The 21,835-nt window shown below is 34.6% G+C and carries 22 protein-coding genes; 13 read left to right on the top strand and 9 right to left on the bottom strand.

The annotated features are described in order from the left end of the window. Positions 1-35: 35 nt before the first annotated feature. On the top strand, positions 36-194 hold the full coding sequence (locus tag FTU16_RS12375; RefSeq protein ID WP_257221543.1) for a hypothetical protein: 159 nt from the start codon (positions 36-38) through the stop codon (positions 192-194). Between the two features lie 96 nt (positions 195-290). Here the strand turns inward: FTU16_RS12375 and FTU16_RS12370 are convergent, their stop codons facing one another. Then, positions 291-998: a Crp/Fnr family transcriptional regulator gene (locus FTU16_RS12370; RefSeq protein WP_180163373.1), complete on the bottom strand. Its 708-nt coding sequence runs from the start codon at positions 996-998 to the stop codon at positions 291-293. 100 nt (positions 999-1,098) lie between these two features. On the opposite strand from FTU16_RS12370, the gene FTU16_RS12365 reads away from it, so the two are divergent. After that, complete coding sequence (locus FTU16_RS12365) at positions 1,099-1,638, top strand: DUF962 domain-containing protein (protein WP_180163372.1); 540 nt, start codon at positions 1,099-1,101, stop codon at positions 1,636-1,638. 64 nt (positions 1,639-1,702) lie between these two features. On the opposite strand, the gene FTU16_RS12360 is transcribed toward FTU16_RS12365, so the two are convergent. Further along, a complete protein-coding gene (locus tag FTU16_RS12360; protein ID WP_257227131.1) occupies positions 1,703-2,095 on the bottom strand; it encodes a hypothetical protein in 393 nt (130 codons plus the stop codon). A gap of 273 nt (positions 2,096-2,368) precedes the next feature. Further along, positions 2,369-3,460: a redox-regulated ATPase YchF gene (gene ychF, locus FTU16_RS12355; protein WP_078189045.1), complete on the bottom strand. Its 1,092-nt coding sequence runs from the start codon at positions 3,458-3,460 to the stop codon at positions 2,369-2,371. 269 nt (positions 3,461-3,729) lie between these two features. Here ychF and FTU16_RS12350 point away from each other — a divergent pair, with 269 nt between their 5' ends. Beyond that, positions 3,730-4,494: a glutathione S-transferase family protein gene (locus tag FTU16_RS12350; protein WP_180163370.1), complete on the top strand. Its 765-nt coding sequence runs from the start codon at positions 3,730-3,732 to the stop codon at positions 4,492-4,494. Positions 4,495-4,575: 81 nt separating this feature from the next. Here FTU16_RS12350 and FTU16_RS12345 read toward each other — a convergent pair whose 3' ends face one another. After that, entirely contained in the window at positions 4,576-5,904 is a 1,329-nt protein-coding gene (locus FTU16_RS12345; protein ID WP_180163369.1) for a hypothetical protein, read from the bottom strand. A 484-nt stretch (positions 5,905-6,388) separates the two neighbouring features. Here FTU16_RS12345 and FTU16_RS12340 point away from each other — a divergent pair, with 484 nt between their 5' ends. After that, positions 6,389-6,859 (top strand): Lrp/AsnC family transcriptional regulator, encoded by a 471-nt coding sequence (locus FTU16_RS12340; RefSeq protein ID WP_067763303.1) that lies wholly within the window; start codon positions 6,389-6,391, stop codon positions 6,857-6,859. Positions 6,860-6,948: 89 nt separating this feature from the next. On the opposite strand, the gene FTU16_RS12335 is transcribed toward FTU16_RS12340, so the two are convergent. Next, positions 6,949-7,701, bottom strand: coding sequence for a YebC/PmpR family DNA-binding transcriptional regulator (locus FTU16_RS12335; protein ID WP_168379639.1), 753 nt, complete (start codon positions 7,699-7,701; stop codon positions 6,949-6,951). Positions 7,702-8,003: 302 nt separating this feature from the next. Then, a complete protein-coding gene (locus FTU16_RS12330; RefSeq protein WP_078189041.1) occupies positions 8,004-8,573 on the bottom strand; it encodes a 1-acyl-sn-glycerol-3-phosphate acyltransferase in 570 nt (189 codons plus the stop codon). A gap of 961 nt (positions 8,574-9,534) precedes the next feature. Here FTU16_RS12330 and FTU16_RS12325 point away from each other — a divergent pair. Then, positions 9,535-10,782, top strand: a complete 1,248-nt coding sequence (locus FTU16_RS12325) for an integrase family protein (RefSeq protein ID WP_180004120.1) — start codon at positions 9,535-9,537, stop codon at positions 10,780-10,782. A 337-nt stretch (positions 10,783-11,119) separates the two neighbouring features. Here FTU16_RS12325 and FTU16_RS12320 read toward each other — a convergent pair whose 3' ends face one another. Next, positions 11,120-11,914 (bottom strand): hypothetical protein, encoded by a 795-nt coding sequence (locus FTU16_RS12320; protein WP_180124863.1) that lies wholly within the window; start codon positions 11,912-11,914, stop codon positions 11,120-11,122. Positions 11,915-12,047: 133 nt separating this feature from the next. Between FTU16_RS12320 and FTU16_RS12315 the strand changes: the two genes are divergently transcribed. From FTU16_RS12315 to FTU16_RS12280, 8 genes are all read left to right on the top strand, one after another. After that, a complete protein-coding gene (locus FTU16_RS12315; RefSeq protein WP_180005595.1) occupies positions 12,048-12,260 on the top strand; it encodes a helix-turn-helix domain-containing protein in 213 nt (70 codons plus the stop codon). Between the two features lie 216 nt (positions 12,261-12,476). Further along, positions 12,477-13,016, top strand: a complete 540-nt coding sequence (locus tag FTU16_RS12310) for a hypothetical protein (protein WP_180005596.1) — start codon at positions 12,477-12,479, stop codon at positions 13,014-13,016. Position 13,017: 1 nt separating this feature from the next. Further along, complete coding sequence (locus FTU16_RS12305; RefSeq protein ID WP_180005597.1) at positions 13,018-15,315, top strand: hypothetical protein; 2,298 nt, start codon at positions 13,018-13,020, stop codon at positions 15,313-15,315. A 2-nt stretch (positions 15,316-15,317) separates the two neighbouring features. After that, complete coding sequence (locus FTU16_RS12300) at positions 15,318-18,704, top strand: integrase (protein ID WP_180163368.1); 3,387 nt, start codon at positions 15,318-15,320, stop codon at positions 18,702-18,704. A gap of 64 nt (positions 18,705-18,768) precedes the next feature. Continuing rightward, a complete protein-coding gene (locus FTU16_RS12295) occupies positions 18,769-19,059 on the top strand; it encodes a hypothetical protein (RefSeq protein WP_180124865.1) in 291 nt (96 codons plus the stop codon). Between the two features lie 95 nt (positions 19,060-19,154). Continuing rightward, positions 19,155-19,454 carry a hypothetical protein gene (locus tag FTU16_RS12290; RefSeq protein ID WP_180005641.1) on the top strand — a complete coding sequence of 100 codons (300 nt, stop codon included), beginning with the start codon at positions 19,155-19,157 and terminating at the stop codon, positions 19,452-19,454. Positions 19,455-19,461: 7 nt separating this feature from the next. Next, positions 19,462-19,644, top strand: a complete 183-nt coding sequence (locus tag FTU16_RS12285) for a hypothetical protein (RefSeq protein ID WP_180005640.1) — start codon at positions 19,462-19,464, stop codon at positions 19,642-19,644. 138 nt (positions 19,645-19,782) lie between these two features. Further along, the gene (locus FTU16_RS12280; protein ID WP_180005639.1) at positions 19,783-20,058 is read left to right on the top strand and encodes a hypothetical protein; all 276 of its coding nucleotides are present in this window, start codon (positions 19,783-19,785) and stop codon (positions 20,056-20,058) included. A 42-nt stretch (positions 20,059-20,100) separates the two neighbouring features. Here the strand turns inward: FTU16_RS12280 and FTU16_RS12275 are convergent, their stop codons facing one another. Continuing rightward, positions 20,101-20,283, bottom strand: coding sequence for a hypothetical protein (locus tag FTU16_RS12275; RefSeq protein ID WP_180163367.1), 183 nt, complete (start codon positions 20,281-20,283; stop codon positions 20,101-20,103). A 512-nt stretch (positions 20,284-20,795) separates the two neighbouring features. Beyond that, positions 20,796-21,545 carry a metallophosphoesterase gene (locus FTU16_RS12270; RefSeq protein ID WP_180035931.1) on the bottom strand — a complete coding sequence of 250 codons (750 nt, stop codon included), beginning with the start codon at positions 21,543-21,545 and terminating at the stop codon, positions 20,796-20,798. Positions 21,546-21,835: the final 290 nt, after the last annotated feature.

Genomic DNA, 21,835 nt, shown 5'->3' with positions numbered 1-21,835 from the left:
TAAGTTAAATTAAAGACGTTGAATAGGTGATTAAGATGAAAAAAACATTAATGAAGTTATCGGTTTTGGCTGTTTTGACTACAGCGATCAATGTACAAGCAGCGACTGAAGACAAATCAGAAGCATCAACTCAAGAAGTTGCAGCATGTACAAATGGTTTTGACAGTGTAAATGTTTGCCAATTATTGTCGTGATCAAAACTCGATAAAGCGAAGTGCCACAAATAAAAGCAAAATAACTATAAAGAATCATTCTGGTGCAATTAAATGCACTTATTTAAATCACAAATGTCAGACATCATGCACAGGAAGTGCATGAGCAATCTGATGTAACTGCGCTAGATCTAAAATTTCAATTTGTTTAAACGCAACACGAAGTACCTGCATTTTTTCCAATTGCTGAAGCTCCTGATTGACTGATTGGCGTGAGCAATTCATCAGTTGTGCGAGTTGTTCCTGCGAGATATGTATGGTGTGTTGCTCAATTTCCAAATGATTTCCATATCCATTTAAAATAAACAGCAGACGCTGTGCGAGACGTTGACTTAAACTTTGCGTTTGTAAGGCTATGAGTTCCATAAAGGCATAGCGAAGTTTTTGACTGGTGAGCTGGGCAATATGAAACCAAAACTCAGGGTGTTGTTGTAATAATTGCTGAATTGCTTGAGCCGGTAAGTGTAATAAGGTGGACTTTTTGGTACAGATGGCATCGTGAGAACGTGGTAATTGGTCAACCAAGGATATTTCGCCAAACCACATAATCGGCTCAGCAATGGCGGCAATCGCTTCTTTGCCATGAATATCAATATAGCCTAAGCGAACTGCGCCTTCTAAGACCGCATACATACCATTAAAATGCTGTCCTGATAAAAAAACACGTGCGTCTTTTTCGAAAGTTAAGGTCAGGGCATGGCGGCAGATAAAGTCTTGGAAGGAAATATTTAAGCCTGAATACCACACATTTTTATTGAGTTGATGCACATATTGAGCGTCCAGCACAGCATATCCTTATTTTATGGTCCAACTTGTCTATTAGCTGACAACTTTATTGATGCATTTTTTATATAGTGAAATGAGTGAATGAACAAGGAGTAAGTTAATGAGCAAACTTGAAAGACTGTTAAGCCAATATGCAGCATATCATTTAGATCGAAAAAATGTGCTGACGCATTTTGTGGGTATTCCGCTTATTGTGTTTTCGATTATGTGCCTAACAGCACGAGTAGGGCTAATGATTTCAGGTTTTGAACTGACCCTTGCATTGTTGTTGATTATTGCCAGTGTAATCTATTACCTGAGTTTAGATAAAATTTTCGGTTTGATTATGCTTTTGGTGTTTGCGGTTACGTATCCCTTAGCCTTGATGATCGCAAAGATGAGCCTCATGTCATGGTTGATCTGGAGTGTGGGGATCTTTGTGGTGGGTTGGATCATCCAATTTATCGGTCATTATTATGAAAAGAAAAAGCCTGCGTTTATGGATGATGTCATTGGCTTGGCAATAGGGCCTTTATTTGTCCTAGCTGAGTTTGTATTTCTACTCGGCTTTCGTAAAGAGCTTGAACAACGCATGCTGACAGAAGCAAGAAGACAGCGTGCTGAGATGGATGCAAAAGCATTACATACCGCTCACCCATAAATGTTTTGAATAAAAAAGCCGGATAATTCCGGCTTTTTTTTGCGATGTGTTAATTCTCAACTGTTTATGATTTCACAGCAGCTTTATGTTGTTCCGCTGCGACCTTTTGTGCAGCGATTTTTGCTTTTGCGTCAGTATTTGCAGCTTTGGCAGCATGGACTGAAGTTCTAGCTTCTGATTTTGCTTGTGTTGCAAGATGCTGTGCTTGAGCTGCATCATGTTTTGCTAATTTTTGATTATGTTTCACTTTGCTCTGAGCCAATTGGCTGGCTTGTTTTGCATCGTGTCGAGCGACTTTTGCATCATGCTGCGCAACTTGTGCTGCATGTGTAGCAGTACGTTCCTGATGTTTTGCATCTTTAGCAATGGAAACACAAGTACCACCTTTATGGTTTGCACCTGTACCACCTGTAAGTGTGGTGCCTTGTGGACATGCAAACGCAGTTGCACTAAGCATTGTAAAGATACCTGCTGTTAGAATTGTGCTGATTTTTTTCATTGCTATTGTTCTATGAAAATAGGCATTAGTGCCTATGAATAAATTTATAGCAGAACCGTAGAGATTTAAGTCGTTGCACTGTGGTGACTCGGCAACCAAATCATGTATTCGTGTCGATATAATTTTGTTTTTAAGCAGGTTTTAAGTTTTTAAATATGCTTATTTTTTGGCTTGAGCTTTTGCCTAAAATTAAAAAAGCCAGCAAATTGCTGGCTTCTTATAGGTGCTATCTTATACGTTAAAACGGAAGTGTAAAACATCGCCATCTTGAACGATGTATGTTTTACCTTCTAAACGCCATTTACCTGCTTCTTTAGCGCCAGCTTCACCGTTGTATTGAACGAAGTCGTTGTAGGCAACACATTCAGCACGAATAAAGCCTTTTTCGAAGTCAGTGTGAATCACACCTGCAGCTTGAGGTGCAGTTGCACCAATTTTCACTGTCCAAGCACGAACTTCTTGTACACCCGCTGTGAAGTAAGTTTGAAGGCCAAGTAAGCCATAACCTGCACGAATAACCACGTTTAGACCAGGTTCTTCCATGCCTAAAGCTTCAAGGAATTCAGCTCGGTCTTCATCTTCAAGTAATGAAATTTCTGCTTCGATTTGGTTGCAAAGTGGAACCACAATCGCATTTTCTTCAGCAGCTAATTTTTGTACTGCTTCTAAGTGAGGGTTATTTTCGAAACCATCTTCTGCAACGTTGGCAATATACATGGTTGGTTTAAGGGTTAAGAAGCCATAACCACGCACCAATTTACGTTCATCTTCATCAAGGTCAGCTGCACGCGCAGGTTTACCTTCATCCAGTAAAGGTAAGATTTTGTCTAAAACAGCTTTGGTCGCAATCGCTTCTTTATCGCCACCTTTTGCAGATTTTGCTAGACGTGTAATTGCTTTAGAAACAGCTTCTAAGTCAGCAAGTGCAAGTTCAGTGTTGATTGTTGCGATATCGTCAAGTGGATCAATTTTGCCATTTACGTGAATGACATTTTCGTCTTCAAAACAACGTACAACATGTGCAATAGCATCAGTTTCACGAATGTTGGCTAAGAATTGGTTACCAAGGCCTTCACCTTTAGATGCACCAGCAACGAGACCTGCGATATCCACAAATTCCATCGTGGTTGGGACAACACGTTGTGGGTTTACAATTTCAGCAAGTTTATCCATACGTGGGTCAGGTACAGGTACAATCCCAGTATTTGGCTCAATTGTACAGAATGGGAAGTTTTCAGCAGCAATCGCAGCTTTGGTTAATGCGTTGAAAAGCGTTGATTTACCAACGTTCGGCAGGCCGACAATACCACAGTTAAAACCCATGAAATAACTCACAAAGTATTATAAAAAAATTGTGGATGATTTTACATGAAAGCCATAATAAAGTCAGGTGATATGGGCAGGAGAATGTATATCTTATTGAATCGCGCAGAGATAGAGATGAATTCACGTCTGAATAATGCTTGAGTTGCACTACAGATGCAGAATAGGTGCAAAAATGACATTGTGTTTCAATAACACAGTGACTAAAGTATCCCTATAAAATTACTGGGTTTTATAAACTACAGTTACAACAAAAACTTGGAGCATTTATGCGAACTCTCTACCAGTTTCCACTCTCACATTTTTGTGAAAAGGCGCGCTGGTTACTCGATCATAAAGAGTTGGATTATGTGGCTCATAATTTAATGCCGGGTGTACATCGTGCATTTGCACAGCTTAAAACAGGGCAAAACAAATTACCGATTTTACGTGATCAAGATCATTGGGTTGCAGATTCAACTCAAATCGCCTTTTACTTGGATGCGACCTACCCCGAACATAGTCTGATCCGTCCAGATGTCAAACTGCGTGAAGACGCTTTAGAAATTAATGAACTCTCCATTGAGTTAGGGCAACATGTGCGCCGTTGGGGGTTGGCACATGTATTAAATGAAAGTGAAGAATCACTTGATATTTTAATTGGTGAAAAGGGCTATTTACGTCAGTTTGAAAAATATTCCAAGCCCATTATAAAGGCACTGGTTTCTAAAGGTTATCAATTAGATACGGATAAGGTTGCGGCTTCACGTGAGCGATTGGACGAAATTGTGGTTGATTTAAATCAACGTCTGATCGAACAAGGTGGGCGTTATTTTGTAGGCGACCGATTAGGTTTGGCTGATATTGCAGTGTGTTCAATGTTGGCGCCGATATTAGAGATTGTTGGAACGCCGTGGGAAAAAGAGCATGGCGAAAGCTTGTCAGAAGAGTTTAAAGCTTACAAAGCCTATTTGAGCGATTTGCCTTTAGGTCAATATGTGCAACGTGTATACCAAACAGAACGTAACGCACGGGTAGATTGGCGTGGTGTATAAGCCCTTTAAATGAAAACTTTGCGTCATACTGCTTTAAAAAAGCGAGCCTAACAGCGCGCTTTTTCATCAGACATTCAATCCTTAAATATAGCTTTGTTGTTGAATATCCAAAATATTCAGCACTGGACTGATACTATCGGCTTGTAAAGTATTCAGCGGTATAACAGGGTAGAAGATATTGCCTAGCGCATCCTTAATACTTGGGATGATGGTGGAGATATCAAAATCACCTTGAGCAGAACCTAAATTTTCCAATAGGTCATTAATATTCGGTAATTGGCCCGTGAGGTTTTCAGTCAATTGGTTGAACTGATCCGTGATAGAACCCAGATCAATTTTTTCAGGAGCAAGATTGCCAAGTAAATCGCCAAGATCTGGAATGGTCAGTTGATCGAGGAACTGAGTTGCTTCACCATTACTGTCCATCAGAGCAATGACTGGTTTCAACGAATTAATCACTTGATTTAAATCAGTTGAAAGCGTCAGTAAGGATGGATTGTTGACCACATCCAAAATGGTGCTCACGCTATTTAATACATCATAAATCGCTTTGACGGTTTGAGCCTGATCCGTATCGATGACATCGCTTTTTGCCAGTAAATCTAACAGCGGATTAAGTCCTTTGATCACCCCTGAAATGGTCTCAGGGATATTGCCTTGGTTGGCTGATGAAATGGCGGTCACTAGATTGGTCACACTTCCAATCACAGTCGGTAAAGCATGGCTCAACTGTTCCATATCAATAGTTGAGTTATCTTTATTGATTGAGGCTAATAAAGGTAGGAGGGCACTCGTTGCACCTTGTGCAATTTGCCCAAAGTCAATGTTTCCAGAAGACGAGCTCCCAATCATCTGAATAATGGGTTGCGCATATTCTAAAACTTGACTGAGTGTATTGATAATTTGCGTTGAATCCGTTGACCCTGTTGCACTTCCAAGCATAGCGAGCAGTGGTTTGATGGCATTTACAGCGCTGCTGATATTGTCAGGAAGATTGCCTTGATTATTGGTGCTACTCAGTAAACTTTGCAAGCTGTTGACAATGGTAGGTAAGGATTGAACCAACTGATTCATCTCTGTTGAGCCAGCGTTGCTACCTAAGTTTTGTAGGAGTGGTTGCAGAGTTGTCATCAATGTCTTGAGTGCATCCGAATTTGAACCGTTATTGGATGTTAGACTTTGAATCGTGCTAATCACTTGAGGAAGCGATTTAGTCAGAGCGCTAAAATCAAAAGACTTTGTGCCACCTAAATTACCCAATAATCCTGTCAGCGTATCCGTGATATTGGTTGTAGGTTTAAGCGGGCTAAGTAGGTTACTGACCGTGCTGCTAATTGTACTGAGTTGTAGGGATGGACTTAGTACAGAACTTAATTTTGAGCTGAGTGAGCTCAGTGATTTAATTGCCATGTTTATTCTTCCGTTTTTGTTTTTTTGTATATTTATGAACCGCCGCTATTTTTTAATGTAATTACCAAATCTAGTAAATAAGTGAAAAAAAGCAAAATGTGAAATAGAGCTCACATTGAAAAATATAGTAAAAATAAAAAATTGAAAAATATAAAATAAAATATATTTTCCTTTTATCTGAAATTGATTTATTCAGATCAATGGAATGCATTGAGAAGCTTTATTGGTAGGTTGTCTAAAGACGACATTTAGAATATAAAAACTAAGATTTGATGAAAAAACATTCATTTAAACACGATATTTATGCAAATTATTATGTTCATAATGCGTATGAGCTTTATTATTTTTAATAAATCATGCTATACATGAGAAAACTTGCACATAAATGCTGATTTTAAAACTTAAAATAACATTGAAAATGACAACAGGCGTTTGATGAATCGGGTTCATCAGCACTGTTTTCAAAAATGGCTGGAGTAGACTGATGGAACTAGACCGTTTTGATAAACAAATTTTAGAAATTTTGACCCATGAAGATGTCAATTTAAATGAACTGTCTGAGCGGGTGAATTTATCGGTCAGTTCAGTTCATCGTCGGATCAAACAATTGATTGATCACAATATTATCAGTGGTCTAAAACGTGAAATTAATTATCAAAAATTGGGCTTTAGTTTGCATGTGCTGCTGCAGGTGTCTTTGAGTAAGCATGATACAGACACCTTTGCTAAATTTTTAGAAGAATTAGAAAGTATCCCAGAAGTCATTAATGCATTTTTAGTGACAGGGCAGTCTGCCGATTTTATTGTGGAAGTCGTTGCACGGGATATGGAAAACTATAGTGAAATTTTACTCAAGCGCATTGGTAAAATTGAACACGTAGTTGCATTACATTCGAGCTTTGTAATTAAACAATATAATGTTTTTAACTGTAATGGCTTATTAAATAAGGTTTAAATGCAGCCCTCATATATAAACTCAAACAGTTGAAAGCTAGGCAATAAAAAACGCACCGAAGGGTGCGTTTTATACTTCACTCGATTGAACTATAGAGCTTCTAACTCAGCCATTACTTCATCGGTGAATTCAACGTTGGTATATACGTTTTGAACGTCGTCAAGATCTTCAAACATATCAATCATTTTGATGATTTTTTTCGCTTGTTCGATATCTGAAATTAACGCTTTAGTTGAAGGGTTCATGACCACTTCGGCGTTATCAGATTTTAAACCTGCTGCTGCAAGTGCATCCTGAACCTCACCGAAAGTTTCAGGTGTGGTGATAACTAGAATTTCATCTTCGTCCACTTCGATGTCTTCAGCACCTGCTTCTAAAGCGATGTCCATGATTTGATCTTCTAAAGAAACATCTTCAAAAGTAATCTCACCACGTTTGGTAAACATATAAGCCACTGAACCTGCAGTACCTAAATTACCATCAGTTTTCGAGAAGCAATGACGAACGTCAGGAACAGTACGGTTCAAGTTATCCGTCATTGTTTCAATGATGACTGCAACACCACCAACGCCATAACCTTCGTAAGTGACTTCTTTTAGATCAGCATTTTCTTCACCGCCTACACCACGTTGGATTGCACGGTTAATGGTGTCACGTGTCATGTTTGCAACTAATGCTTTTTCAACAACAGCACGTAAACGTGGGTTAGACGCTACATCACCGCCGCCTAAACGTGCAGCTGTCACGATTTCACGGATAAATTTTGTGAATACTTTAGCGCGGCTCGCATCTTGTTTTGCTTTACGATGCTTAGTATTAGCCCACTTGGAATGACCCGCCATGCGAAATATGCTCCTTGTAGATTGGCCTTATGCCTATCAAATTGAGCAAATTCTACCATAATGGCTTTTTTGTGTGAAAGTACTGGATTTCAGGAATTGAGTAGTTGAAAAAAAAATATCCAAATTTGAGAAAATAATGCGAGATGTCTAAACGCTCGTACTGTAATTTTTCTTATGATGAGAATTGGGCTGAAAGGAGCGAGGTGATCTTGTTATAAAAGGAAGATATAAATGTACAATGCATGGAGCACGATACATTTATATCTTTAAGTACGTATATCTTAAAAAAACGTGAATGGCACTTAGTCTTTATTTTTAGGTTCTGGGATCACGATGTCTAAACCTACTTTATCTTTATAGAGCTGCTTAATTAAAGCTAAATCGTGATCGAGGTCAGTTGGGTAAATCTTACCGAAAATACCGCCTTGTTTGGTTTTTGAGTTGGCATACATTAATACAATTGGCACACCTGCAGCTTTAGCGATATACCAAAAGCCTGTGCGAATCGGTTTTCGTGCTTCACCACGTTCTGCTCGTGTCGCTTCTGGAGCAATGACTAAATTAAATTTTTCATTGGCTTCAAAATGCTCAACCATTTGAGTCACGATGTCTTTATTGGCTTTACGGTCTACAGGAATACCGCCAATCGCTTCAAGAACAGGTTTAAATGGACCTTTAAAGAGTTCTTTTTTAATCAGCGTGTGAATTTTAATGTCGTAAATTTGGCAAAGGGCCAGTGAAAGAACAGCATCCATCATTGAGGTGTGTTCAAAGCCGACGATCACTTGTTTATTTTCTAAAACATCAGGCTCTACGTGGTATTTCCAGCCTGCCAATTTAAATGCAGATTCGCCAATAAACTTTTTCAACATAGTCGGTGATACGGTGATTTTAAAAAGGTGTAATTTCTGCTTGTTTGGATCATGAGTCAAGAGGATTTAAGTGAGCTTTGATCTGAATTGTGCATATATTACAAATCGGAATAAGAAGGGGGATTGAAGACTGATACTTTTTAACAATAAATCGGCTAAATTTTATATGGTAAAGCTATCATCATAGATAAAAATACTCTTAAAAATTTGCTAAATATGGCTAGGCACCGTCAGAAATTCTTATTAGACTTTTGTCGTAGGTTAAAATTTTTAACCTGTTGGTCTTAACTCGTTTTCTAACGGAGAACTCAAGCATGATTTATTTAACTGCTGTGTTATTCGCTGTTGCTATGTTTGCTTTGATTGTTATTTGGTCAATTGTTGAGTTTTATTTGGACTTAAGAAAGCCTGAACAGGTTGAGTCTTAATATTTGTGCTTTTAAAGTGTGAAATATATAGTATTTCTAAATGTCATGAATCAAAAAACATTTGCTTATAATGAATAAAATAATACCTTTTAAGTATAACAAATCGTGACTTTATTTAAGGGTATCTAGAACTTAAGCTTTTAAATTTTTCTTGAATGTATTTCTTTATAACCTACTTCTCGTATTAACCAATCGTAGCTTACTCAAGTTGACTTGAAGTTTTGTACGTATCTATATGTTATCTGCCATATCTTTTAAAGGCTTAGACAAACTTTACTTAGCTTTTAACATTAAAAAACCCCTTACGATTAATACACGTAAGGGGTTGATTTATATGGTGGGCCCACACAGACTTGAACTGTGGACCAACGGATTATGAGTCCGTTAATATAAAAATAAAAAATCAACGACTTAAGTGAATATAATTAATAATATCATCTATTTAATAAATTTTTAAAGTTTACTATTCACTCTTTTTGTTGATTGATATATATTGATTTTTAGTACTATTTGCTTACCAGATGCTTACTAGAATGAAGTTTACAAAACCAGCTATAGACAAAATTGATTGTACAGATAAGACCAAACCAACTTTTTTTTGGGATGAAAGAACACCTGGATTCGGCGTTAAAGTTACACCTAAAAATAATAAGAGCTACATTTTCCAAGGCCGTATTGGACTTCAAAATCGCCGTATCAAAATTGGCGATGTTAATACGTGGAAATTAGAAGATGCTCGTAAATATGCACAAGAATTAGCGATTATGTGCAATAAAGGCATTGATCCTTTTATTGAGCGTAAGAAGGCTTTAGCTGATAATAAAGAGTTGTTAAAACAAGAAAAACGTAAGACTATTAAATTTAAAGACGTATGGTATGAATATTTAGCAGCAAGGCAACCTAATTGGCGGCCAAGAAGCTATCAGGATCATATCGAATTATCGAGAGGTGGTTATGATCCTGAAAGAAAAAGTGTGTATGCCAGTCAACCCATTTATCAACTGTTTGATTATAAACTTTCTGAATTAACTGCAGATGTATTTTGTGACTGGCTTGATCAAAATGACTACCGTCCAACAACATCAGGTAAAGCATATCGACTCACACGAGCTTTCCTCAATTGGTGTGAGGAACATGAGGATTATGAGAATCTAGTACCTCCGAAATCATATAACTCTAAAAAGGTTAAAGATAAAGTTCCTTCTCCAAAAGCCAAAAATGATTGTTTAATGAAACAGCACCTAAAACCTTGGTTTGAAGAAGTCAATAAGTTAACTAATAGAAAAATCGCAATTTTTTTGATATGTAGTTTAATCACCGGTTGCAGAAAAAATGAGTTACTTTCATTAAAATGGAAAGATGTCGATTTTCGTTGGAAAACTGCAAAGGTAAAAGATAAAATTGAAGATACAGGTCGCCTAATCCCTCTCACAACATTTGTTGAAATTCTTTTATTAGAGCTAAAGAAAAATTCTGATTCTGAATTTGTATTTAGCAGTAAGGACTCTGAATGTGGCTATATTGTTAATCCCTACGATAGCTTAGAGAAAATATGTAAAGAATTAAATATTGTACTTACCCCCCATGGCTTAAGAAGGTCGTATAAAACGTTAGCAATTTGGGCTCAAATTAATGAAGGATCTTTAGCACAGATTTCTGGTCATAAGCCAAGTGCGTTAGTTGAAAGGCATTACATTGTACGCCCAATGGATATGCTACGCGAAACACTACAAGAATATGAGAATTGGATTTTGAATTGTGTTGGAATGTCGTCAATTTAGTTGAAAAATAAGCGATTTATTTCAATTTAAAATATTTTTACCAAAAAAAAAGAGTGAAAATATAGATTTTATCTTTATATAATAGACCACTTGCGTTAGTAAAATTTAAACAGTCGCGAGCTATATTTTATAAGGTTTTTAGCTGATTCAAAAATTAAGTAAAACATACTTTCGGAAGAAGTCTAATATATTGAATAGTTCTATAGTAATAAGTTTGATGGCATCTTTGTTTATCTTTTGCAATTAGATTCTTTTATTTTTAGAAGGTATTACTATTCATTTAGAAGTTGTAGGTAAATAGTAATACTCGTAGAATACGATTTTTAATAAAGTCTCTTTATCCTAGAATCTTTTTATATAGATCTGCAAGGCTCTCATCTATGCAAGGTATTAAATGACATGTTTTTGGGTGGGAAATAAGCTCATCTTCAATTTTTTTAGATTTTTCTCGAATTTCAATATCCCAATTACTATTTCTGTATTGTCGCCAATTTAATTTAATTTTAAGTGGTCGATTATATCCCTTTAATTCCATAATAAATATCTGATCACATATTTCATCAAATAAAAATATATGTGATCGCTGAAGATAAGTGGTTTTTTCTAACACTAATTCTAAATTGTTTATAATTAGTGAGCAGCAATCATTTACTAGACTTGTACTTCCAATAGTATATCCCCACTGATGTAATAAATATAATGCACACAGGCTATCTAAAGAGCCATATTTAGCTAATTTTTCTAAATCAGATTTATTAAAACCTTTTATATGTCTATTTTGTATTAAATTTTCAATTATATAATCAGGAAGATTGTTTAGTTCTAGTAGTATTAAATATTCTTCTGTGGTTCGATATTTTAAATTTTTCCATATAGGATGATTGATAATATGAGATGAGCCGATACATTTTGAATCTACTGTTTTAATCCAATCATCTTTAGGTGTTGATAATCCAAATTTATATTTTTTAAATAAATTTGTTACATAGCCATTTTTTGGTTCCTTATAAAGTAACTTCTCTAAACCAAATTCATTTCTAATTTCACCGGAATTTAATAATTTATTATAAAAGAAGTCATACCAGCTTATTGTTTTTGCAAAATCTATCCTAGTTCTTAGTGGTCGGCCCATACATCATTCAGCTTTACTAATATTAATAGGTATGATTATACGAAAAATAGTAATGAAATGGTGTTTAAAATTACAATTTCTTTACTATTTTTAATGTGCTTTTATATCCTTAAATCAATTGGAATAGAAAGATATGGTACTTAAGCATAGGCAAAAGAAGATCACTGAAGATCGACTTTTGCTAACTACGAAAGAAGCAGCGAGATTGCTGGGATATGCAGAACAAACTTTGCGTAAATGGGCATTGTACGAAAACGGACCAATAAGTCCTATTAGGCATGGTCGTAGTCTTCGATGGAGTAAAGCAGAAGTCTATAAATTTGCTTGTGTCAAAGAAGAAGTCTAGAAAAATTGAGCTAGTTTTTCCTGTTTATTAGGTTAATTACATTTAATGTAAAAAGACATGCAATAACAAGAGATGCTAGCTCATCCATAAAATTTTTATCCGTAATTTTTTAAAAATATCATTAGCTTAAATTTCATCTCAATTTAGGCTCTAAGCTTTGTCATGCTCAAAAAAAGGCTTTATGAAATTTTTAGAGGGTTAAATTTGGAGTTAATAATGTCCAAAAATCAAGCTAAAACAAAGAAGAGTTTTAAGCTATCGCGTTTGAAAAAAACTAATTTAATTGAACGTTCGCTAAGAAAATATTCCAATCTAGTCGAGCAGACAGTAAAACTTACTGTTGTTGGAGTTAGTGAGCAAAAGAAGGTAAAAGATCGACTGAAAAATTCAATGATTAATCGCGTTATGAAAGACTATTTGAGCCTTACTCAATATACGTATCTTTTATCCATTGAAGGCAAAAGTCATGAAGATTGGTTTAAGAATCAAGCTAACTATATTTTTTGGTTAGAGCTATTTACTTATCTTCAAAGTCACAAAATAAAATGTGAATATAGAATTAACTTCTATAAGGAACTTTTTGATTATTTAACTAAATTAGAAGATGAAAATTTATTTTATTTAATTAATAAGGAAATCTTGAAGAGGGATAAATATCATATTCCTAAAATAATTTATAAAACAGATTTTATAAATTATTTTAAATTACCTAGAAATATTTTTGAAAACTATAAACTTGATAATATGGAATGCTGAAATGAATAATAAATTGAATTTAGAAATTTTTGAATCAAGATGTGATTGTTTAACTAAAATTTTATCTTCATATAGGGGGGATTTGGTTGTATTGGACTCATGTGGTGTAAAGGATTTTCATAATACTTATATGACTGATGAATTCATGAGAGAATTAAAAGTATTATGTGAAGATATATATTCATATTTGAAAATAAATAAATCTAAGACTCAATATAAGAATATTTTGGGGTCATCAAGTATCTGCATTTTATATAAAAATGTTGAAGATTCGGATGTTATAGATAAAGAAAAACAACTTTCGATTAACCAAAATATTTTGAAAATTTTTAATGTTGTAAATTTTTTAGTTGGGTTGATGTCCAATATAGAGAACTCTCAAGCTAAAATTGAAAGGCTAAACTATAATTTCTATCTAATTTTAAAAATGATGGAAAAAAGTTTTAAAGGTTTTCTTTCTGAAGCTTTACCTATAATTTCTCAATATTTTAATCATGTTATTGAGTTCGATCATACGGCTAAGACCATTAAAGAATTCAATACTTATGCAAAAGCCCAAAATGTACATGTCACAGAATTCTGTAAGCGCCTTGATGCTAATGTTTCAGAAAATATAATCAAATCTCTAACAAGGTATTTAGACGAGTACAGAATCGCAGTTGAGGATATCTTTTATCACAACAATGTAAGAATTAAAAAAACGGATCAGATTGATAGTATTGAAGATTTAGCCGTTGATCCGCAGACTTATAATAACCCGCCTTTAGTCACCGAGAGTCAGTCTGATTACTCAGATGACAAAGATAGTATTGATGATGAAGTTGATGAAGATAAGGTATTTAAGCAGTATGATTATAATCTAAATGAAGATACGCGCAGATTAGCACCGTTTGTCTCACATCCAAAATTGAATCGTCATATAGATAGAACTCAGCAACCAACGGTGAGTAATATTTACTATTTGGACATACCCTTATTAAAAATTGTAAACCAGGTTTTACTTGACCAACTTCATGAAAACAAAGATATCATGGAATCTGCAAAAGCAGCTTGTTGCTTGATGTCAATCTTTACCGGGCAGAGTGCCGTTATATTTCAAGATATCGACCAATTGCTAAAAACTAAGCAATTAAAACGTAGCTCCAATCGTGCCTATTATTTGTGGATCGTTGATGCAAATGTAAATAAAAATTTGAAAGGTCAAATTGCTAAAAAAGACAATAAATATAACGAGCATAGAACTTGGGCATTTCAAATTCCTGCTATGTGGATTGATAGAATTAGAGAGGCTAACCTTTCCAATCTAACGAATACAGATTTCGAAAAGTCTTTATCAGAATGGTTTTATCATCGTCGTATAGGCCCGATATCAGTTACTTCAATTGCTTTACAACTTTCCTTTCATTTGAACCGTATATGTAAAGATGATCTTACGAAAAATTTCTTAATCGGTAGACAGGTTTCACACCAACCTGATCTAGCGTATGGGGGATTTTCTTATAAACATTTAAATGAGGTATATGAGCAGTATATATATCTATGGTTTCAAAATAAAAACGAGGTAAATGTTTTAGATCGTCCGCAATTTATTCAAGTAGAAGAGCAAGCCCGCGTAGGAAGTCAGCGTGTATGGTCATTTGATAAAGCGAAAAAATTCTTAAATACATTAAACTTAAAAGTTGTCCAAGTTTTAAAAGAAGAACAAGACATTGCTGAAAAATTTAATGCTTTCAGTGTTTGGATCTGGTTTTGTTGTTTATTGTCTTCAGGTGCACGTCCTGCTATAGGTGCATCTAGTATCAGAGAAAACTTTGATTTTATTACTAATATTGTATATATCCATGATAAGAGCAGTAGATCTCGTCCACATGGTCGTTATTCACCACTGATCGAATTCGTTGTTAATGAGTTACAGCATTATGATGAATTTATCAAAAAAATTAATGCCTTAGAGCTAGCTAATACAGCAGATCATATCTATTACCTTTCTTATTGGAAGAAAGGTTCAGAATTCATGAGCTTCACATTGGAGCCACTTACACAAAAGCATATAGCATCTTATTTATCAGAAAACTTTCCTGAAATTGATGAGTTATATCCCAATTGGACGCGGCATTTTGTAAGGAATTTTTTAGAATTGCCCGATGCGATTTTTAAGAGTTGGTATGCGCACGATCAACAAAATGAAATTGGATTTTCAAAATACTCATCTTTACAGCCTTATACCTACATGACTGATATTAAATATGCAGTAAATCATCTGTTCAAAAGGCTTGAATTAAAATCGGTGGTGGGCTAATCATGACAGATGAAGAGTTACAGCAAATTCGAACTAAGCTAGAGACTTCGGTGAATATTTTATTTGAAAAAATTTCAGGATTACTTATTCATGAGATCACGGAATCTTGTGGAAAAAAGAAACTCGATGATCAGATTCAAACTGAAATGTATATTGCTAGAGCCAAAGTCGAAAAACACTTTCACAATAGAAAAATCTCAAAAAAAGATTTAGAAGAATTAAGGGAATTTTGGTCTGAATTATGTGTGAAAAAAAAGCAAGAAATTGAGTCAAAAATTCCGTGGTTAAAGGATCAATATGAAATAAAGCTTATTCAAAGAGCATATTCAGCTCCAAATATTAAAGACATTGAATCAACGCAAATTAAGTTGATTAGAGGGCAAAGGTTACATGAGTTCAAGTTCAAGTTGCATTTCTTTTGGGAAGCTGAATTACCGAAAAGGCTTAAAACTGATGTTTTTAATGCTGATTTTACGGATGCGCAAAAGGAATTACTTCTTCGACAATTTTTAATGGCACTAATTATTGATTGTGGGTGTAGTCATAAAGAAGACTTAATGGCGATTTTAAAATCACTCAGAGCATATTTTTCAAATGATCAGTTAAAACCATTAGAATTGTCGAGTGGACTTGTATCCTTATATTGTCAAGGTTCACCAAAAACGGGTTACTTATATAATTATCCAGTAGAAAATGAGAAATATGCGAATTTAGTATATCTCGATAATCCATTTCAAATTAAACAAATTTATCTCACACCAATCAGCCTATTAATGATGGTGCGACTCGTTAATATTATCGAATCTGAAACTCAGGTTGAAAAACGTCAGAATGAGAAATGGCTCATTCACATTTTGGATGCAATTGATACTCAGAATGAAGATCACTTAGATCAATATATTGATTTGGCTATATTGGATGTTGATCAAAATAGTGTGTTGCGCAATTATTTTTCTAAGGAAAAATATAAGTTATTTGAGCATATCGATTACGTGCAGTATTTTAGTCAAAAGAATACGCTTGACGGTTTTACAACGGCATTATCTACTGGAATGTTAGACAGCGCTACACTATCAATATCAACCTTAAAAATGCTTGAGACACTTCATGCATTTAAAGACAATAAGTCTTTAATAAAGAAATCGATTACTTCCGAAAATAAGTTTGATGATCCGACCGATATTTATCGAAAGCCTAAGTCTGAAAATATCCAAAAGTTGAGCACGGAATATCATTGTGCCGCAGAAATTAAAAAAGGATTGATAGGGCAATTTCAAGGTAGAAAAAAGACCGAGACAATTAAGCAATTGTCAGAAGATATTCAGTCACTTAAAGAAAGCTACAATAATCAGAAGTATGAAATAGCTAAAGATATTGCGCTTGTGAGTGTTCAGATTGCATTGATGACATGGTATCGGGATTACCTCGTGAGTGGTCAATCTTCAAATGTTTCTAGAGCAAAAGACGGAATTGCACTGAGTTCCTTGGATACTTACAAATCATCATTCGCTGAAGACCTTTTTATGTATGTTGTTACTCATGACCTTGATCTTCTAAAGATGGATGAAGAACAATTTGAGGGAGCATATGAGTATATTTTGAGTGAAAAATTTATTGTTGATAAGCGACGACAAAATAAAGCATCTAAAAATAATGTTAGGGAGGTGAAATATAATAGCTATGGTAAAGCTGTAAAAAATTTAAAAAAATTTCATAAAAGTTTAATTCATAATTTTAATGTTCCTCGAGTTAATTATTTAGACCAGTTAAAATCTGATGATCTTCAGATGTGTAGATCATCATATATAACCCCAGTGATATGGGCGCATTTTAATAATTTAATTGGTCGCCAAGTTGATCTGAGTAAAGAACAAAAAAGTATATTCAAAATAATTTGTATGCTTGCTTACCGCACAGGTTTAAGGATTGGTGAGATTCTTGGGTTAAGGCTAAGAGATTTAGCCATGATTGAGCTAGAAGTTAAAACAATTGGAAATGAGGAATATTATTATTTAACAGCCAGCAATCCTCAAGTTATTAAAATCTTTATACATAATAACTATCATCGTCAGGTCAAGACGACGAATGCAAAACGAGGAATTCGTCTTGATGAGTTGCTAACTGAACGTGAACTGAATGAATTTATTGGCTTAATCAAAAAGCATCTTAATGTAAAAGTTGATCAAAGAAGGTTGGGGGCAGAAGATTGTTTTATCTTCCAAGATGAATTTGGTCAAATTTTTTCATCTCGTTTTATTGGTGCTAAGACAAAGGAAATTTTTGATACTTTATTCAATAACGAACCACACGATTATTCCTTTCATAGCTTTAGGCATACTGCGACAAACAATTTAGCTTTAATTTTGAAAGGAAGTGAAGCGTTAATCAGAAGTTGGATTGGCTACTCACCTGATCAGATTGCCAAAATTAAAAATTATTTATTGGGTGATACAGATAGTATTGCTGGACGTCAGGATGTTTGGAAGATTTTGGCACATTTTATTGGCCATTCATCTATTGAGATGACAGCCAACTATTACCTGCATTTTGGTTCAATGTTAGTCGGGGATGCATTATGTCCAGATGAAAGTAAAATATCAGCAAATATTGTAAGAGCTTTACTCTCTTGCAGAGTATTCAAGAAACAATTGAATACGTCGCAAATGAAAGAGAAGCTTGAATTAAAAGCAATCTTAGAGAAGATAGCTCCCAATTCAAAGATTATTCAAGACGCAATATTTCCTGATCGGTGGCATACTCAGATATTAAAATATGAAGATGTAGAGCAAACTGATCATGTAGCCGAAAGGCTCAAACTGAAATCAGAATTGAATGATATTATAGATGTACTTTCAGGAAAAAATGAAAATCTGAAGTTGAAAGAAGTTGGGAGAGACTTGGCCTCAAACCTGTATAAAAATAGACACTTTCAACACAAAAACGATATTTCTCAAAGTAATCCTTTAGACATGCTGTTAAAGCATATCAATAGAAATAAGTCTGGAAATGTATTTAGCGAAGCTGATTTTGAAATTTTCACAGCTGTGCTGAATAGCAACTTTATGCTGGATTATTTTGAGCACCGTATTCGTCTTATAGGTGCTCGTATGGAAGTGTATATCCAAAGCGAAGTAGAAAATCAGGAGTTTGACCAATTTTGTCGGGAGCTTAAAGCCATAGATAAGCAGTTTTTTCAAGGAACAATTAAAATACCCAAACGGTCATGGGAGGAAATAGAAGCTCAACTTAGAAAGGCCAAAAGTAAAAAAGGGGTAAGTCTGATAATTAGTAATGACAACTATAAAGATAATGTGTGTCAAAAAATCTTGAGCGATTTATTTTTAGCAGTCATCTATCGCCGTTGGAAGTTAGCTCAAATCAATGACTAATCACAGCGTTAAATAATTTAACAGGTTTGGAAATCCCATTAATTGAAAAATGGAGGCGAACTAAATGAAGCATACGTATATAGAGGCAGATCATTGTATTCAAGAAGCTTTACAAGGGAGTATTGTCCACTTAAACGATAATTTATATTTTTTAAGTGCTGAAACAGCCTTACAGCAAGTCCTTATACCTGAACATGTTTGCTGTACAGCACCATACTGGATCATTGGATATGAGTTGCCTAAGCCGATTCAAAATAAACAGGAATTAGAGTCATTATTCGCATGGCATAACTTTTTTGTTAAATTTGCTAGCAATGCTGATGAGTTTAAAGATTTTAATCCTAGGGATGAGTAATGAACTTTTATAGTGTGCCATCCGCTATAATTTTTAAATTGATTAGTGTGAGTACACGATAACTTCAGTCTGAACTGGATATAAAAGGATGATTTGTGACTAGAAATGTAAAGAGGCAACTCAGTTTCTTTTTAATCGTACTTTGCGGATTCATTACATATAATTATATTGCTGCTCGTCAAGTTGAAAATACGGAGTTGAATTCCCGTGTTCAAGAGCGTGAGCGAGCATTTATGCTAAAACGAGCTGAATACATAAAAAATCATGGCGAGACTAGTATTGCCGAGCAAGAGATGACTCAAGAATTAGCATTCAGAAGTGGGCATGCTTTAATGAATAGTTCGTCTTCATATCAGCGTGTTGAAGAGCAAGATCCTGAACAATTTGTAAAGTGAGGTAAATATGATGGTAGATCGGATTGCTTCTAAAGAGAACACAAATATAACCGCTGAGTCCGAAGTAAAAAATCAGCAAGATGTAATAATAAAAGAGAATTATATCAAGTTGATACTAAATGCAACTAATCATCTTCCTATGAAAGTCGTTAGAACTGAACAAGATATGATAGAGTTTTTAGAAGACTGATTTTAAATGCATTGATCAAATTTTATTTGATCGCCGTGATTAAAAAGGGGGATTATCTGATCGCTAGATCATTCCCTCATTTCAATTTATATTGTAATTTGTTGGTCTTATTTAAAATAAAAATCAAGGGGGTAATTGATGTCGAGAAAAACAATAATGACCACAAATGAAAGACGTCTTCAAGCATTAAATCAAATGCGTGCTAGCTACCGTGGTGTACAGCTTTTAAGGCAAGATAGAACTAGATTTATGCAAGATGAGTCTATTGTTCAATCCAGCTTATCTTCTACAAGCGATAGTAGATATCCTGCATGTGATGAATTATCAATGGAAACGGATGATAGAGATGTGTTGAAAGAAACTGCTGAAGCTATGTACGCATCTACAGGTGATACAATTTGGTTAAGCTTTTAAATATAAAATTCAAGCGCTTTATATCGTTTCAATGAGCAGAGTTCAAAATTGCTTGAGTACGTCATCAATTGATATTTCCTCTTCTACATAGAAAACACCATTTTGGTCTACTTTCATTTTTTTAATAGTATTACCTTGGATTTTATGGATATCGAGTAGATCTTTAAGTATTTGATCTGCAATTTTATTCTTCCAATCATTTTCAGGATCTAAAGGAATCGACATGAGTTTCTCCTAGTTCGGATGTGGTATAAATTTCATTATCAGTATCACAGAAAATTTGAAATAAATTGATGTAGTGGAAAAAGTGGCCAAATATAGGTATGAACATTTAAACGTGGATAATGAGCTTTATTTATAGGCAAGCTTTTGTAGTTCATCTCTATGTTGATGAATTACACGTTTTAAATGATGTAGTACAATACGTTGTGTTGCTTGACTGTTGTCAAATGCCATAGGTATAACTTCAATAATTGGGCGTGATCTTTGTTCAATATTTTTAAAATCGATCGGTCTTCTCATTTTGCCATAAAACTTTATTGGTGTTATGTAATTTTATACTAATTCTAACTATGAGCTAAAGCTTAAAAGTCCTAACAGCACTATTGAGTACCAAAAAACATGTGACGACACTTATTTTAGGTTTTGATAGGACTAATGCTTCATCATTAATATTGCAGACAATTTTAAAATCGAGTTATCTGATGCTTTAAAAAGGTTTCAGAAAAAATATCTATTTAAACTTCGATGATCAAATTTTCTCTAAACCCATTTTTACCTTGCTCTGGTGGATAACCCAAAGGATTGATCACTAATCTACATCCATCGACTACAGTATCCACTGATGTATGCGTATGTCCTGCAATCCATAACTTAAACCCTTTTACATCTAGGTCATTAATAAAATAGGGATTGAGGGCTGATGCAACAGGGTGCGTACCCCAATATGGATCAAGACAAGCTAAATGAGGTGGAAAATGCGTAATAACGATCACATGATCTTGCCCTCTAAACTGCAAAATATTTTGATGATATTTGTTAAATAGTTTTATGTAGTCATCGGCGGTTATAGGTCTATTTTCATTGCTAATCATGATTTGATCAAAATCATAAATCGATTGTTCAGCATCTTTTTGGGACTGTAAAAGCACCTCAGGAGATATAAGTGGAGAATTGGAGCGAAAGTTCGTAAACAGCGTGCCACCTACAAATATTTTATCTTGAATTTTGATATGGTTGTCATCAAGTAGTGCATTTTTTGGGTAGTTTTCTTTCAAGAAATTCACGACTGAACTGTAGTTAGAGCTGTAGTAATCATGATTACCTAAAACAAAGATAAATTTTTTATTCAGAGATTTACATTTTTCGGCAAACTCAATTGCACCACTTAAGCGATTAGAAAAATCGCCAGCGTGAATAATGACATCAGCTTGCTCTGATATTGAATATTTAGAATTGTGAGTATCCGATAAAATTTGCAGTTTCAATCTACTTCCTTTATTAAATCACGCTGCTTAAATATATAGAGTTTCATTGCGATTAGTTTACAGCAACTAAATATTGTAGAAATTATAAGATACTTATCTGTATTCTTAAGCCTCTAAAAATATAGGTAATTATTTTTGAATCAATTGATTAAATATTGATCATAAAATTTGACCAATTGAATTTATGCACATAAGATAAAGATGTTACAGCAAAATCTGTGACCAGGCGTGGAAACCTGTTACTCAACGAACTAAAGAGTCGCTTTTAGTGGCTCTTTTGTGTCTACATG

Origin of the sequence: Acinetobacter sp. YH12069, from assembly GCF_013419675.1 — a bacterium.
GTDB classification, from domain to species: Bacteria; Pseudomonadota; Gammaproteobacteria; order Pseudomonadales; family Moraxellaceae; genus Acinetobacter; species Acinetobacter amyesii.
Note: the sequence above shows the minus strand (reverse complement) of the source record. Positions and strands in the feature narration are given on the sequence as shown.